Here is a 13,625-nt window from a genome sequence, read left to right as displayed (position 1 = left end):
GCATGCTGCCATTCTGGATCGCCCTGCAGTTTTTAAGCAGTTTGCCGATTCGCCTGCCCGGCATGCCTGCGCCGCAGGAGCTGGGACGTTCGCTGCTGTTCTATCCGCTGGTGGGTTTGTTGTTCGGCCTGTTGCTTTGGGGGCTTAACGGCTTGCTGGCCGGTGCACCGTTGATGCTGCACGGGGCCTTGCTGCTGACGGCGTGGGTGCTGCTCAGCGGCGGGCTGCACCTGGACGGTCTGGCTGACAGTGCAGATGCCTGGCTGGGCGGTTTTGGTGATCGCGAGCGCACCCTGAGTATCATGAAAGACCCGCGCAGCGGACCGATTGCCGTGGTCACCCTGGTGTTGCTGTTATTGCTCAAGTTTTGCGCGCTGCTGGCACTGATAGAGCAACAACAGACGGCGGTCTTGCTGATTGTGCCGTTGATCGGCCGCAGCGCTTTGCTGGGAGTGTTCCTTACCACGCCCTATGTTCGTGCCGGTGGCCTGGGGCAGGCGCTGGCTGATCACTTGCCACGCAAGGCGGGATGGCAGGTGCTGGGGCTCAGTGCTGTGGCGTGTGTGGTGATAGCCGGTTATGCAGGGTTGTACGCGCTGGTGCTGGCTGCGCTTGGGTTTGTTTGGCTGCGCAAGGTGATGCTGCGTCGTTTGGCCGGCACCACGGGTGATACCGCCGGCGCCTTGCTTGAATTGCTTGAGGTTCTGCTGTTGGTGGGGCTGGCGCTTATTCAAGTGTGACCCTGCTATGCGTCAGCCTGGATATCCTGAGAAGCCGTGTCGCTGGCATACCGGCCCCCTCAAGGGTGTGTTTATAAATCTTGATTCTGTTTAATTGCGGGTATATACATACAAAATGTTACCGACCCAGTGTTTATGCACCAATCTGCGTCGCGCTTCCCGCGGCATCAGCAGGCATTACGACGGCGCTCTTGATGGCTTCGGGATCAACGTTGCCCAGTATTCCTTGTTGTGCAATCTCAAGCGTCTCGATCAGCCGAGTATTTCCACTCTGGCCGAAGCCATGGGGCTGGATCGCAGTACCTTGGGCCGTAATTTGCGGGTGCTCGAAGCTGCAGGCCTGGTGAAGCTGGCCGAGGGCGAAGACCATCGCAATCGACTGGTGTGCCTGACCAAGGCCGGTGAAGAGCGGCTCGAGGCTGCCCTGCCTGCCTGGGAGGCTGCACAACAGCGTCTGATTGACCGTTTGGGCGAAGACCGGCGTGAACAACTGTTGCAGCTGCTGGATGAGTTGGCGGGCGCGGACTGAGCGCCTGTTTCACGAATAGAAATGGGTATATACCCGCATTAGGAGAATAATAATGACATCGGTGTGGCGTACCAGCGGCTGGGTGCTTTTGGGCAGTGCATTGATTCTGGCGCTGTCCCTGGGGGTAAGGCATGGTTTCGGGCTGTTTCTGCCGCCCATGAGTGCGCAGTTTGGCTGGGGCCGTGAGGTTTTTGCGTTTGCCATCGCCCTGCAAAACCTGATCTGGGGCCTGGCACAACCGTTCACCGGTGCTCTGGCTGACCGTTTCGGTGCAGCCAGGGTGGTGATCATTGGGGGCATTTTGTATGCCGCCGGTTTGATTCTGATGGGCATGTCGGACTCATTGATGACCTTGTCACTGAGTGCGGGGTTGTTGATTGGTATCGGTCTGTCCGGTACTTCTTTTTCGGTGATTCTGGGGGTGGTGGGGCGCGCCTTGCCCCCGGAAAAACGCAGCATGGGCATGGGGATTGCCAGTGCGGCGGGGTCGTTCGGTCAGTTCGCCATGCTGCCAGGCACCCTGGGTTTGATCGGCTGGCTCGGCTGGTCGTCGGCTTTGCTGGTTCTGGGCTTGCTGGTGGCGCTGATCGTGCCCCTGGTGAGCATGCTCAAGGATCGCCCGCTGCCGAGTCTGGGTGGCGAGCAAACCCTCAAGGAAGCCCTGGGTGAGGCCTGCTCGCACTCCGGCTTCTGGTTGTTGTCCTTCGGTTTTTTTGTCTGCGGGTTTCAGGTGGTGTTTATCGGCATCCACCTGCCGGCCTATCTGGTAGACCAGCATCTGCCAGCGACCGTTGGTACGACTGTGCTGGCGCTGATTGGGCTGTTCAATATCTTCGGCACCTACACGGCGGGCTGGCTCGGCGGACGCATGTCCAAGCCGCGTTTGCTGACCGCCCTGTATCTGGCGCGAGCGGTAGTGATTGTGCTGTTTTTGTGGGCACCGGTGACGCAATTCAGTGCCTATCTGTTTGGTATGACCATGGGTTTCTTGTGGCTGTCGACGGTGCCGTTGACCAATGGCACCGTCGCCACTCTGTTTGGTGTGCGTAACCTGTCAATGCTGGGAGGCATCGTGTTCCTGTTCCATCAGTTGGGCGCGTTCCTTGGCGGCTGGCTGGGCGGTGTGGTCTATGATCGAACCGGTAGCTACGATCTGATCTGGCAGGTTTCGATATTCTTGAGTCTTTTGGCTGCAGCCTTGAACTGGCCGGTGCGTGAGCGTCCTGTTGCCCGTATGCAGGCGCAGGGGAGTATGGCGTGAGCTCGATGTGGTTGTGGGTCGCGGGCCTGGGCGGCGGTTCATTGCTGCTGGCTCTGGCGTGGTGGGGCTGGCATCAAGGCGGGCTGGCGCTGATGCAGTTGGGCATGGGTGCTTGCTAGTATGTTGTCGGGGCGAGTAAGTTCTGGGTCTGCCTCTATTTAAAGGACTTTCATAATGCTCAAGCGCTGGATTGCGATGCCCGTACTGTTATTGGCGTGCGCCGGTTCGGTATGGGCGACAGATTGCCCACCGTTACTGGAGGGCTCGTTGCCCAAGTTGCGGGCCAAGGAGTCTATCGATCTGTGCCAGCGTTTTGCCGGTAAACCGCTGTTGATCGTCAATACCGCGAGCTTCTGTGGCTTTGCTCCACAGTTCAAAGGGCTTGAGGCGTTGAATCAGCGCTTTAAGGGGCAAGGGCTGGAGTTGATCGGGGTGCCGTCCGATGACTTTAAACAAGAAGCCAAGAGTGGCGAGGAAACAGCCAAGGTCTGCTACGTTAATTACGGCGTCACGTTCACCATGATTGATCCGCAACATGTACGTGGCCCTGACGCCGCACACGTGTTTAAAGTGCTGGCTGAACAGAGCAGTGCTCCGAAGTGGAATTTCTATAAGTACGTTGTTGATCGCAAAGGTAACGTAGTTGCCAACTTTTCGAGTCTGACCAAACCCGACAGTCCCGAGTTGATTGACGCGATAGAAAAAGCCATTGCTTCAAAACCCTGACTTCCGTTCATTAAAAATCCCCGCCTCGGTAACGAGAGCGGGGATTTTTTAATTCAGTTGGCGAGGGGTCAAGTCTCGCGCTGAATTAGAACTTGTAGGTTGCACCTACACCAAACCCGTTTGCACTGTTGTGGTAAGAGGATTTGTAGTTGCCTTTGGCTGGCAGGTTGACGCTAACCGACTCTTCCTTGAGGTAGGAATAAGCGGCATCAATAGTCAGATCATCAGTTGGGCTCCAGCCGACGCCAAAGCTGATTGCTTTACGGTCGCCAGTCGGGATGCGAACCGAACGGTCAGTATTGTTGGTAGGTGACTGATCAACCGACAAGCCGGTACGCACTGTCCATTGCTTGTTGATCTTATAGGCAGCACCAATGGCCGAAGCCCAGGTGTCATGCCAGTTCTGATCTTCTTTAATGGTACCGATCGGGCCGACACTGCCGCCTAGCGCAGGTGGAACACCATTGTTTTCAACGGTGATGTCTTTCAGGCGGCTCCAGCGAGTCCAGGTACTACCTGCATAGATGGTCCACTGGTCATTCAGCTCATGGGTAACCGAGAAGTCAACAGATTCGGGCGTAGTGATATCCAGGCCGGCATCGTATTTAGTGCCATTGAAAGGCCCGAAGCCTATGCCCGAGATTTTGGTGTTTCCATCCAGGCTGTATTTGACTTTAGAGTGATAAGTCAGACCCAGGCGAGTCCTGTCAGTGGCCTGAACCAGGATGCCGGCGTTGAAACCAAGTGCAGTATCGTCACCCTTGATTTTAACTTCACCGTCGCTGGCGGGGCCGCGTGGACCAGGCGTAGCGGAAGTCAGGGTGCCGTCAATGCGGTTGATGGTAGGACCAAAGCCGATCGAAACTACATCGTTGAAGGCGTAGCTGACAGTAGGCTGGAAGGTAATGACCTGAACCTTGCTCTCTTTACCTGCATAGCGACCGGCAAAGCTGCTTTCGTAGTCAGTGACCAGGCCGAAAGGAGCATACAGGCCTACACCAAATGCCCAGTGCTCATCAATTGGCTTCACGTAGAAGCCCATTGGCACGGCAGTGAAAGGAACCATGTCGCCTTTGTTGGTGCCGCCTGGAGCGCCGCCACTTGCGTGCTTGATATCGGTGCTTGCGTCGATTGCAGCAACACCACCGGTAACTTGTTCGCGCTTGATGCGGGACATGCCTGCCGGGTTGCCGAAAACGGTGCTCGCATCTTCAGCAGAAGACGAACGCCCTGCGAAGCCGGTCCCCATACCGCTAATGCTTTGTTCGTTGAGGGCGAAGCCACTTGCGAAAATATGGCTGGAAGCCAAAGTGACGGCGAGGCTAAGTGTGGTCTTGAGCATTACTTTTTTCATTATTAGAACTCCTTTTGATCACCGGACGAAAACTACCAACATTTTTGTTTAAGCGCTATAGGCTAAATCGCAGAAGTTAGCGTTGTTTTGTAGGACAATCCGACCGGTTTCCGATCATTTAAATATTATTGTAGGTGGGTGAAATCTCAGGCGACATGGCCAAGAGGAGAAACAAAGTTGTTCCATGCGTGAGTGAAATCACGCAAACGTCCTTGTGGTTCAAAGGCTTGGCGCCAAACTCTGGCCATACCGAGCAGGTCATCTGCAGCGGGTATGGTTAGTTGCTGCTGTTCTATCAGCAACCACGCTATGGCCGTTGCGTAACGTAAATTAACCGTGAGTTCCAAATGCGGGCTGCACAAGAATGCATGCTGACTGGCCAGTCCGCGAACCAGGCTCGCCAGTTCGGGGTCTTGCGCCAGGTACTGATCCCACAAGGCGGCGTGACGGGGTTCGCGAATGCAGTACAGGCCATGGCCGCGCCGATCATGCAGGGCTGAGCCCAAACTTGACTGGCTGGCTGCAATACCCAGCAACAATGCTTCTGCATCCGGGTTGTTCTGGCCCAGATACATCAGCGTTGGCCGAATTACATAAAGGCTCAACTCCCTGGCAGCGATACCCATATCGTCCTCGACGCCTGAAAATGGCCGGCGGTCCCAAGAGCTTGGCAGCAGTGGGTCGTAAGGGATCGCCGGAAGCGGATTATGCCGCTTGAGTTGAAGTGTAGTCTCATATCTTTGTTCTAAAGTTCTGTTTTTAAAACATTTATAGCTTCGAGTTGTTAGCTATATATCCGCAAGTAATTAAACAATGCCGGATATTTCTTAAATTTTTAGCAACAAAAAGCCCTGCGGATCAGGCAGGGCTTGTTGGGTTACCGCTTATCAGATCAGGCAATAAGTGCCTGACGAGTACGCTCGATCACAGCTTGCAGAGGTGCTGCGCTGGAATATTGATCGGGGTACAGGCGTTCGCTGTGACGAGCGATGCCGTGTTCGTTGACCAGGGTGAAGCTGAAGCATCCTTTGCGAGCGGCCATAATCAGGCAGTTCATTGGAGCAAAGGCGTTGGTTAGGGTGCGAATGGCATCCTGAGTATGGATTTGAGTAGACATAGTTATTAGGTGTTCCTACAAATGACACGGATTAGAACCGTGCAACGTTAAAACGTTCCAGTGACGTCGAGCCATCTTTGGCTGGACGAAGAACCTGACTGGAACAAAGCCGCCAGTTGGAGCGCATTAAGTATGTGGCGCTTGGGCTGGCAGGTAGGTACTTAGGAGGGCAGGCAATCACAACAGGAGCTAAGGTTCCGTGCTCCGGGTGAAGATCCTGATCAATTTGCAGGTTGGTTCGGTCAGAGTAAGAGCTTCGCGATACCCTTTGCTTTTCAAAGGCAGTATCGTCGCAAGATTTACCTGGAAACCATCGAGGGGGTCGATCCCGTTTTATCAGCGTGTCTTCAATTTATTGAAGAGTGCTTGAGGGATTTGTTCGGCCCGAATTGACTTTCAGCTTGGTACTAACGCTGCGGATACTAACGGGTTGAAAAATTAAACGCAAGTGTGCTAGCGAAAAATACCTCATAAAGCCCTTGGGTATGGGCTTGTCGCGGCTGCCGATGGGCGCTTTTAGCCCATTTTTACCGGTGCGCCAGCCCCGTCCGGCAAGCAATGGCCGCTTGAACCTGCGTTGGAGGCTGCTCATTACCAGTGCGCAGGCCTACAGGTTCTGCCCTGCATTTGTCCTGTTTACTGGGGTGAGTGTGAACTTGTGCACATTTAAGGTGCTGCGTACAAAATGCCGGCAGGGGCTGGATTTACCCCGCTCATAGCCTGTTCGCCAAATTTAAGTCAATGAAAAACATCGTTTTTTTTAATTGGTGAAAAAATCGTCAGTTTGACCTGAGGCCCCGTAGGGTGGGCGTTTGCGGCGGTTAAATGCAGGTTGTCCACTGACTTATCCACAGGATCTGTGGATTGTCCCGTGGGCTTGCTCTAGATCGCGGGTGTAGTACTTTTTCGACTTTACCCAAACGAAAAAAGGAGTAGAGTTGCGCGCCTTCTGTTCTGCCCTACAGTGTCATATGAAGTTTCGCACAGCTACTTCCTCCGTTACCCGTCCTGCTACTCCAGCAGAAGCCCCAAAACGCTTTTCTCTGCGGGTGGCAATCTGGTTACTGGATAATCCTCGATTGGGCGCTAACCCCAGCGTCAAGCACGTTGCCGGGCATTTGCTGAAACAACCCGCGCGACAAGGCGTAGTACTGGCCCAGAGTCGTCTGGGGCAATTGATGTGCCGTGATTGCGGGAGTGCCCGGGATCAACGAATCGGTCATGAACTCTTGCGCCAGGCAGCCCGTGCCGGTGACCGCGCCGCACAACAGGAACTGAGCAAAACCGAAGACTGAGCTGTCTTCAGGCCTGTTGCTTGGTTAACCTTGCTCTTTTATCTCGTGCGGAGGGGGCTATGGCCCTGGACTTGAGCAGCATTTTGCTGGGCCTGGCGTTGGCAGGTGTGCCGCTGCTGGCAGTTTTATGGCAGGTGCAGCGTCGCGCCAGTAGCCTTGATGCAGAGCTGGCGATGTTCAGCGAGCGCCTGAGTACGGCGCAGTTGGCCCAGGAAGGCCTGAGCGCCCAACTGGATGCCAGTCGCGATGAAATCAGTGATCTGGGCCAGGCCAATGCGGCCAAGCAGGCAGAGCTCGCGGCATTGCGGCGAGAGGTCGAGTTGTTGCAGCTGGAGCGTGACAATACCCGCGATGCAGCCCATGCCTGGAGCCTGGAGCGCAGCCAGAAAGAAACCGAGTTAAGGCGTCTGGACGCGCATGGGGCCGCCCTGGCCGCTGAACTGCGGGAGCAGCAAGACAGCCATCAACAACGATTGAACGATCTGCAAGGCTCCCGTGATGAGTTGCGGGCTCAATTTGCGGAACTGGCCGGCAAGATTTTCGATGAGCGCGAGCAGCGTTTCGCCGACACCAGCAGTGAACGCCTGGGGCAGTTGCTCGACCCCCTCAAAGAGCGCATCCAGTCGTTTGAAAAGCGGGTCGAAGAAAGCTATCAGCAAGAAGCCCGGGAACGATTTTCCTTGGGTAAAGAGCTGGAGCGTCTGCAGCAGCTCAACCTGCGCCTGAGTGATGAAGCCACCAACCTGACCCGGGCCCTGAAAGGTCAGAAAACCCAGGGCAACTGGGGGGAGCTGATTCTGGAACGGGTGCTTGAACATGCCGGGCTTGAGAAAGGCCGCGAGTACCAGACCCAGGTCAGCCTCAAGGGACCGGACGGCGAGCGTTTTCAGCCCGATGTCCTGATCATGCTGCCGGGTGACAAGCAGGTGGTGGTCGACTCCAAGGTCAGCCTCACGGCGTATCAGCAATATGTAGGGGCAGATGACGAGGTCATCGGCCAGGCGGCACTCAAACAGCATGTACTGTCGTTGCGCAATCATGTGAAGGGGCTGGCCGGTAAGGACTACAAGCGACTCGAGGGGCTGCACAGTCTGGACTTCGTGTTGCTGTTTGTACCGATCGAAGCGGCCTTTTCCGCCGCGTTGCAAGCCGAGCCCAATCTGTTTCAGGAGGCATTCGATCGCAATATCGTGATTGTCAGCCCGACCACCTTGCTCGCGACCTTGCGGGTCATTGACAGCCTGTGGAAGCAGGAGCGGCAAAGTCAGAACGCGCGGGAAATTGCCGAGCGGGCAGGCTGGCTATATGACAAATTCGTGCTGTTTATTCAGGATCTGGATGAGGTCGGCAATCGACTGCAGCAACTGGATAAAGCCTATGCCGCCGCGCGTAACAAGCTGACAGAAGGTCGGGGCAACCTCGTCAGTCGCAGCGAACAGCTCAAACTGCTGGGCGCAAGGGCCAGTAAAAGCCTGCCGGCAGACCTGCTGGAACGGGCGATGACCGATGTGGATGGCGTGGCGCACCCGGCTGAGTGAGCGGGGGATGGTATCTCTGTAGTCGCTGCCGAGGCCCCGTTGCAAAACCCAAGGCCCTTCGGTCCTTTCGGCAGCGACTACAGATTTAATACGGCGTGATCACAGCGGCACATGCCGACTCAGCAGGGCCCGCAATACTGCGGGTTTTACCGGCTTGGGCAGATACTCCAGACCTGCGGCATGCACTTCGGCAATCATCTCCGGGCGTCCATCAGCGCTGATCACCACTCCAGGCACTGGCTCCCCCAACTGGGCCCGCAGCCAGCGCATCAGGTCGGTTCCCACTTCGCCGTCATCCAGATGGTAATCAACCAGCACCAGCTGTGGACGTACGCCCTCATTGAGCAGGGCCGCGCATTCGTCGCGATTGCGTGCGGTCCAGACCCGGCAGCCCCAGCGTGTCAGCAAGCTCTGCATGCCGATCAGAATGCTGTCTTCGTTATCGATGCACAGCACTTGGGCGCCATTGACCGGCTGACCATTTTGCTCCGCAGCCACGGGCTGTGGCGCAGCCTGGGTCCTGGCCAGCGGCACCCTGACACTGAACACGCTGCCTTTTCCCTGCCATGAACGCACTTGCAAACTGTGCCCCAGCACGTGGCACAAGCCGTCGGCAATCGCCAGGCCCAGGCCCAGGCCTTTTTCGGCGCGGGTCTGGTGGCTGTCCAGGCGTTTGAACTCTTCAAAAATGACTTGCAGCTTGTCGGCAGGAATACCCGGTCCGCGATCCCACACTTCAAGGCACAGCTCTCCGCCGCGGCGGCGTACGCCCAGCAACACCGGACCTTTGGCGTAGCGGAAGGCATTGGTCAGGAAGTTCTGCAAGATGCGCCGCAGCAGCTTGATATCGCTACTGACGCGCAAACGACTGCTGCGAACCCTGAAACTCAGGCCTTGTTCCTGCGCTTGGGCGGTGAATTCATTGCCCAGGGTCTCAAACAGGTCATTCAGTGCAAAAGGCTTGATGTCCGGAGTTATTTTTCCGTTTTCCAGGCGCGAAATATCCAGCAGGTCACTGATCAGGTCTTCGGCGGAACGCAAGGAACTGTCCAGATGCTGCACCAGTTTTTGCGCTTCCTGACTCAGCCCTTCATCCTGGTGGGACAGCGCGGAGGAGAACAGGCGTGCCGCATTCATGGGCTGCATCAGGTCATGGCTGACGGCTGCCAGAAAACGGGTCTTGGACTGGTTGGCCGCTTCGGCCACGCCTTTGGCGTCGGTCAGCTCCTGATTAAGCTGCGACAACTCATGGGTGCGCTCGGCCACCCGTTGCTCAAGACCTTCGTTGGCCTCGGTCAGCGCCTGCTCGGCTTCGCGGAACGCCGTAATGTCGGTGAAACTCATGACAAAGCCGCCGCCCGGCATGGGGTTGCCAATCAGTTCGATCACCCGGCCATTGGGGAACAGACGTTCGGATGTATGCGCCCGGCCTTGACGCATCCAGTGCAGGCGGCGGGCCACATGCACTTCGGCTTCACCGGGGCCGCACAGGCCGCGTTCAGCATTGTGGCGAATGATGTCGGCAATCGGCCGTCCTACGCTGATCAGCCCGTCCGGATAGTTGAACAATTCCAGATAGCGACGATTCCAGGCCACCAGCTTGAGCGACTGGTCGACCACGCTAATCCCCTGGGTGATGTTTTCAATGGCGCCCTGCAGTAATGCGCGGTTGAACTGCAGCACTTCCGATGCTTCGTCGGCAATGCGTACCACGTCTTCGAGCTGCATCTCCCGGCCTTCAATGGCCGCTTTGACCACCGCCCGGGTAGAAGAGGCGCCGAGTACCCCGGCCAGCAGGCGCTCGGTGTGGGCGATCCATTCGCCGTTGGCATTCTGGTTCGGATTAAAGCCTTTGCCCTGGCGATAGGCGAAACGGATGAAGCTCTGGTGGGCACGTTCCTCGCCGACAAAACGCGCCGCGAGGGCCAGCAAGTCGTTGATCTGCACCGCGAGCATGGAGCGTCCGCTAGGGTGACTGCTCAGCTCCTGGCCGATAAAGCGTCCGGCTTGCCAGTGCTCCGAAACCCGGGTGCGCGACAGCACCGAAACCCAGGCAAACAGAGTGAAGTTACCGGCCAGCGACAACACCACGCCTTGGGTCAATGGTGTGATCGACAGCCCCAGCGGGTTGCTGTGCAGCCAGGTCAGACCCGGGAAAAGGCTCAAAGGCCAGCCGGCACTGTGGGCGATCAGCGGCAGCACCAGGGTGTAGAACCAAATGAAGGTACCGGTGGCGAGGCCGGCAAATACGCCCCGGCGGTTGGCTTGCTTCCAGTACAGGGCGCCGAGCATGGCAGGGGCCAGCTGGGTGACTGCGGCGAAGGCAATCTGGCCGATGGTGGCCAGGCTCGCCGTGGAGCCCAGCAGGCGGTAACTCACATACGCCAGCAGCAAGATCACCACAATCGTTACGCGGCGTACCGAAAGCATCCAGTGGCGGAACACCTCGAACGGGCGCTCGGCGTTTTTGTGGCGCAGCAGCCAGGGCAGCAGCATGTCGTTGGAGACCATGGTCGACAGTGCCACACTGGCGACGATCACCATGCCGGTGGCCGCCGATGCGCCGCCAATAAATGCCAGCAATGCCAGTGCCGGGTGAGCCTGGGCCAGTGGCAGGCTGATCACGAACGAATCCGGCAGCACCGAGCTGGGCAGCAGCATTTGCCCGGCCAGTGCAATCGGCACCACGAACAGGCCGGCCAGAATCAAATAGGCCGGAAACACCCATTTGGCCAGTTGCAGGTCCTGCGGCTCGATATTCTCGACCACGGTTACGTGAAACTGTCGGGGCAGGCAGATGATTGCCATCATTGCCACGCCGGTTTGTACCACCATCGACGGCCAGTTGATGGTTTCCTTCCAGTACTGCTCAAGGCGCGGTGCAAGCATGGCCTGGTTGAAAAGATCGTCGAAACCGTCATACAGGCCGTAGGTCACAAAGGCACCTACGGCAAGAAAGGCGAACAGTTTGACCAGCGACTCGAAGGCAATTGCCAGCACCATGCCGCGGTGGTGTTCGGTGGCATCGAGGTTGCGCGTGCCGAATACAATAGTGAACAGCGCCAGAATCAGGGTCACAATCAGGGCCGTGTCCTGGGCGCGGGTCCCCGTGGCATCTGCTCCGGCACCGATCAGCAGATTCACGCCGAGCACAATGCCTTTGAGCTGCAGGGCGATGTAGGGCAGCACGCCCACCAGGCAGATCAGTGCCACCACAATCGCCAGAGATTGGGACTTCCCGTAGCGCGCGGCAATAAAGTCGGCAATCGAAGTGATGTTCTCCTGCTTGCTGATCAGCACCATCTTTTGCAGGACCCAGGGCGCGCACACCAGCAGCAGCACCGGCCCCAGGTAAATCGGCAAAAAGGCCCAAAGCTGCTCGGCGGCCTGGCCGACGGCGCCGAAGAATGTCCAGCTGGTGCAGTACACCGCCAGCGACAAGCTATACACCCACGCGCGGACCCGCGGCGGCAGCGGTGTGCTGCGCCGGTCACCATAAAAGGCAATGGCAAACATAATGGCCATATAGGCCAGGGCGACGGCGGCAATGAGCCCGCTGGACAGCGACATGGTGACTCCTGGAGGTGTAAGGCCACAGCAATCCGGCTGTGGCGGGCTAGTCTCGCATGATGTTTATGCGCCGTCAGTGTCGACCATGGTCTGATCGCGGCCAAGGGTCGCAGGGTTTGCAGCGGGATGCAGAGACGAATATCTGAAAAATAGATAAGTGTTAGAGAAATTACCCGTTATATAGATATTCGATTTGGTTCTACTCTAATTTCACCTCATGAGAGGAAAGGAGGAACCCATGACTTGCCCAAACAAAGCCCAGCCCGGATTTCGGCCATTCAGCCAGTTGCAGCACCCCCGTGAAGTGATTCGCCAGTTCACCCCGAACTGGTTTGCAGCCACCATGGGCACGGGGGTTCTGGCGTTGGCGTTGGCCCAGTTGCCGGTGCATATCCCCGGCATGCATGTCTTTGCCGAAGGGTTGTGGCTGTTCAATATCGGTTTGTTCATTCTGTTCAGCGTGCTCTATGGCGCGCGCTGGGTGCTGTACTTCGACGAAGCGCGGCGGATTTTCGGGCACTCCACCGTGTCGATGTTTTTCGGCACCATTCCCATGGGGCTGGCGACCATCATCAATGGTTTTCTGGTGTTTGGAGTCCCGCGTTGGGGCAGCGACATGGTGCAGGTGGCCGAGTTTTTGTGGTGGATAGATGTAGTCATGGCCCTGGGTTTCGGGGTGATCATCCCGTACCTGATGTTCACCCGGCAGGACCACAGCATTGATCAAATGACCGCGGTCTGGTTGCTGCCAGTGGTGGCGGCGGAGGTAGCCGCGGCCAGCGGCGGGCTGTTGGCACCGCATTTGAGCGACACCCTCGCGCAGTTTCATGTGTTGATTACCAGCTATGTACTGTGGGCGTTCTCGGTACCGGTGGCGTTCAGCATTCTGACTATTCTGATTTTGCGCATGGCACTGCATAAATTGCCCCACGAAAGCATGGCCGCTTCAAGCTGGCTGGCTTTGGGGCCGATCGGCACTGGCGCCCTGGGTTTGCTGCTGCTGGGTAGCGATGCTCCGGCGATTTTCGCGGCCAATGGCCTGGGCCGGGTCGGTGAAATTGTCGAGGGCCTGGGCCTTATCTCTGGCGTGATCCTGTGGGGCGTGGGCTTGTGGTGGATTGTGATGGCTTTGATGATCACGGTTCGCTACTTCCGGGCGGGTATCCCGTTCAATCTTGGCTGGTGGGGCTTTACCTTCCCGCTGGGCGTGTACTCATTGGCCACTTTGCGTCTGGGTAGCGTTCTGCATCTGGCATTTTTTGATATTGCCGGCTGCGTGCTGGTGGTGATGCTGGTGCTGATGTGGTTGATCGTTGGCACGCGAACCGTGAAGGGTGCCTACCGTGGCGAGTTGTTTGTGTCGCCCTGCATCGCCGGGTTGAAGAAGTAGATACGGCGCTCAGGTTCTGTGCGAAATGGCTGAACAGGCTGATTTAGTACAGAACCTGAGCAAGCTTGTGCCCTGAGTGATACAACGGCCCTCCAATGAGAAAGC

The 13,625-nt window shown here is 57.2% G+C and carries 12 protein-coding genes; 8 read left to right on the top strand and 4 right to left on the bottom strand.

Features of this window, described 5'->3' with window-relative positions; translation table 11 throughout:
- Positions 1-2 precede the first annotated feature (2 nt).
- From JQ845_RS13775 to JQ845_RS13760, 5 genes are all read left to right on the top strand, one after another.
- Entirely contained in the window at positions 3-740 is a 738-nt protein-coding gene (locus JQ845_RS13775) for an adenosylcobinamide-GDP ribazoletransferase (RefSeq protein WP_127196170.1), read from the top strand.
- A gap of 115 nt (positions 741-855) precedes the next feature.
- A complete protein-coding gene (locus JQ845_RS13770; protein WP_003442752.1) occupies positions 856-1,269 on the top strand; it encodes a MarR family winged helix-turn-helix transcriptional regulator in 414 nt (137 codons plus the stop codon).
- Between the two features lie 52 nt (positions 1,270-1,321).
- On the top strand, positions 1,322-2,530 hold the full coding sequence (locus JQ845_RS13765) for an MFS transporter (RefSeq protein WP_413242957.1): 1,209 nt from the start codon (positions 1,322-1,324) through the stop codon (positions 2,528-2,530).
- Positions 2,527-2,649 (top strand): hypothetical protein, encoded by a 123-nt coding sequence (locus JQ845_RS23145; protein WP_003442738.1) that lies wholly within the window; start codon positions 2,527-2,529, stop codon positions 2,647-2,649. The genes JQ845_RS13765 and JQ845_RS23145 overlap by 4 nt, the downstream gene beginning before the upstream one ends.
- A gap of 55 nt (positions 2,650-2,704) precedes the next feature.
- A complete protein-coding gene (locus JQ845_RS13760) occupies positions 2,705-3,256 on the top strand; it encodes a glutathione peroxidase (protein ID WP_010655761.1) in 552 nt (183 codons plus the stop codon).
- Between the two features lie 85 nt (positions 3,257-3,341).
- Here JQ845_RS13760 and JQ845_RS13755 read toward each other — a convergent pair whose 3' ends face one another.
- The 3 genes from JQ845_RS13755 to JQ845_RS13745 form a co-directional block, all read right to left on the bottom strand.
- Positions 3,342-4,610: an OmpP1/FadL family transporter gene (locus tag JQ845_RS13755; protein WP_010655762.1), complete on the bottom strand. Its 1,269-nt coding sequence runs from the start codon at positions 4,608-4,610 to the stop codon at positions 3,342-3,344.
- Between the two features lie 146 nt (positions 4,611-4,756).
- A complete protein-coding gene (locus JQ845_RS13750; RefSeq protein WP_003442713.1) occupies positions 4,757-5,236 on the bottom strand; it encodes a hypothetical protein in 480 nt (159 codons plus the stop codon).
- 266 nt (positions 5,237-5,502) lie between these two features.
- A complete protein-coding gene (locus JQ845_RS13745) occupies positions 5,503-5,727 on the bottom strand; it encodes a hypothetical protein (protein ID WP_003442709.1) in 225 nt (74 codons plus the stop codon).
- Positions 5,728-6,698: 971 nt separating this feature from the next.
- On the opposite strand from JQ845_RS13745, the gene JQ845_RS13740 reads away from it, so the two are divergent.
- Positions 6,699-7,022, top strand: a complete 324-nt coding sequence (locus tag JQ845_RS13740) for an SEL1-like repeat protein (protein WP_039735148.1) — start codon at positions 6,699-6,701, stop codon at positions 7,020-7,022.
- A 173-nt stretch (positions 7,023-7,195) separates the two neighbouring features.
- On the top strand, positions 7,196-8,560 hold the full coding sequence (locus JQ845_RS13735) for a DNA recombination protein RmuC (RefSeq protein ID WP_177412972.1): 1,365 nt from the start codon (positions 7,196-7,198) through the stop codon (positions 8,558-8,560).
- A gap of 99 nt (positions 8,561-8,659) precedes the next feature.
- Here the strand turns inward: JQ845_RS13735 and JQ845_RS13730 are convergent, their stop codons facing one another.
- The gene (locus tag JQ845_RS13730) at positions 8,660-12,130 is read right to left on the bottom strand and encodes a hybrid sensor histidine kinase/response regulator (RefSeq protein WP_203009148.1); all 3,471 of its coding nucleotides are present in this window, start codon (positions 12,128-12,130) and stop codon (positions 8,660-8,662) included.
- 238 nt (positions 12,131-12,368) lie between these two features.
- Here JQ845_RS13730 and JQ845_RS13725 point away from each other — a divergent pair, with 238 nt between their 5' ends.
- Entirely contained in the window at positions 12,369-13,520 is a 1,152-nt protein-coding gene (locus tag JQ845_RS13725; protein ID WP_203009147.1) for a TDT family transporter, read from the top strand.
- Positions 13,521-13,625: the final 105 nt, after the last annotated feature.

The sequence above is a fragment of the Pseudomonas paraversuta genome, from assembly GCF_904063065.1.
Lineage (GTDB): Bacteria > Pseudomonadota > Gammaproteobacteria > Pseudomonadales > Pseudomonadaceae > Aquipseudomonas > Aquipseudomonas paraversuta.
The sequence above is the reverse complement of the archived record's forward strand: the minus strand, read 5'-3'. Positions and strand labels throughout refer to the sequence as shown.

Excerpts from the sequence above, each read along its gene's own strand:
- JQ845_RS13755 (WP_010655762.1), bottom strand. The coding sequence starts at position 4,610 with ATGAAAAAAGTAATGCTCAAGACCACACTTAGCCTCGCCGTCACTTTG.
- JQ845_RS13735 (WP_177412972.1), top strand. The coding sequence starts at position 7,196 with ATGTTCAGCGAGCGCCTGAGTACGGCGCAGTTGGCCCAGGAAGGCCTG.
- JQ845_RS13775 (WP_127196170.1), top strand. The coding sequence starts at position 3 with ATGCTGCCATTCTGGATCGCCCTGCAGTTTTTAAGCAGTTTGCCGATT.
- JQ845_RS13760 (WP_010655761.1), top strand. The coding sequence starts at position 2,705 with ATGCTCAAGCGCTGGATTGCGATGCCCGTACTGTTATTGGCGTGCGCC.
- JQ845_RS13730 (WP_203009148.1), bottom strand. The coding sequence starts at position 12,130 with ATGTCGCTGTCCAGCGGGCTCATTGCCGCCGTCGCCCTGGCCTATATG.
- JQ845_RS13745 (WP_003442709.1), bottom strand. The coding sequence starts at position 5,727 with ATGTCTACTCAAATCCATACTCAGGATGCCATTCGCACCCTAACCAAC.
- JQ845_RS13725 (WP_203009147.1), top strand. The coding sequence starts at position 12,369 with ATGACTTGCCCAAACAAAGCCCAGCCCGGATTTCGGCCATTCAGCCAG.
- JQ845_RS13750 (WP_003442713.1), bottom strand. The coding sequence starts at position 5,236 with ATGGGTATCGCTGCCAGGGAGTTGAGCCTTTATGTAATTCGGCCAACG.
- JQ845_RS13740 (WP_039735148.1), top strand. The coding sequence starts at position 6,699 with ATGAAGTTTCGCACAGCTACTTCCTCCGTTACCCGTCCTGCTACTCCA.
- JQ845_RS13770 (WP_003442752.1), top strand. The coding sequence starts at position 856 with ATGTTACCGACCCAGTGTTTATGCACCAATCTGCGTCGCGCTTCCCGC.
- JQ845_RS13765 (WP_413242957.1), top strand. The coding sequence starts at position 1,322 with ATGACATCGGTGTGGCGTACCAGCGGCTGGGTGCTTTTGGGCAGTGCA.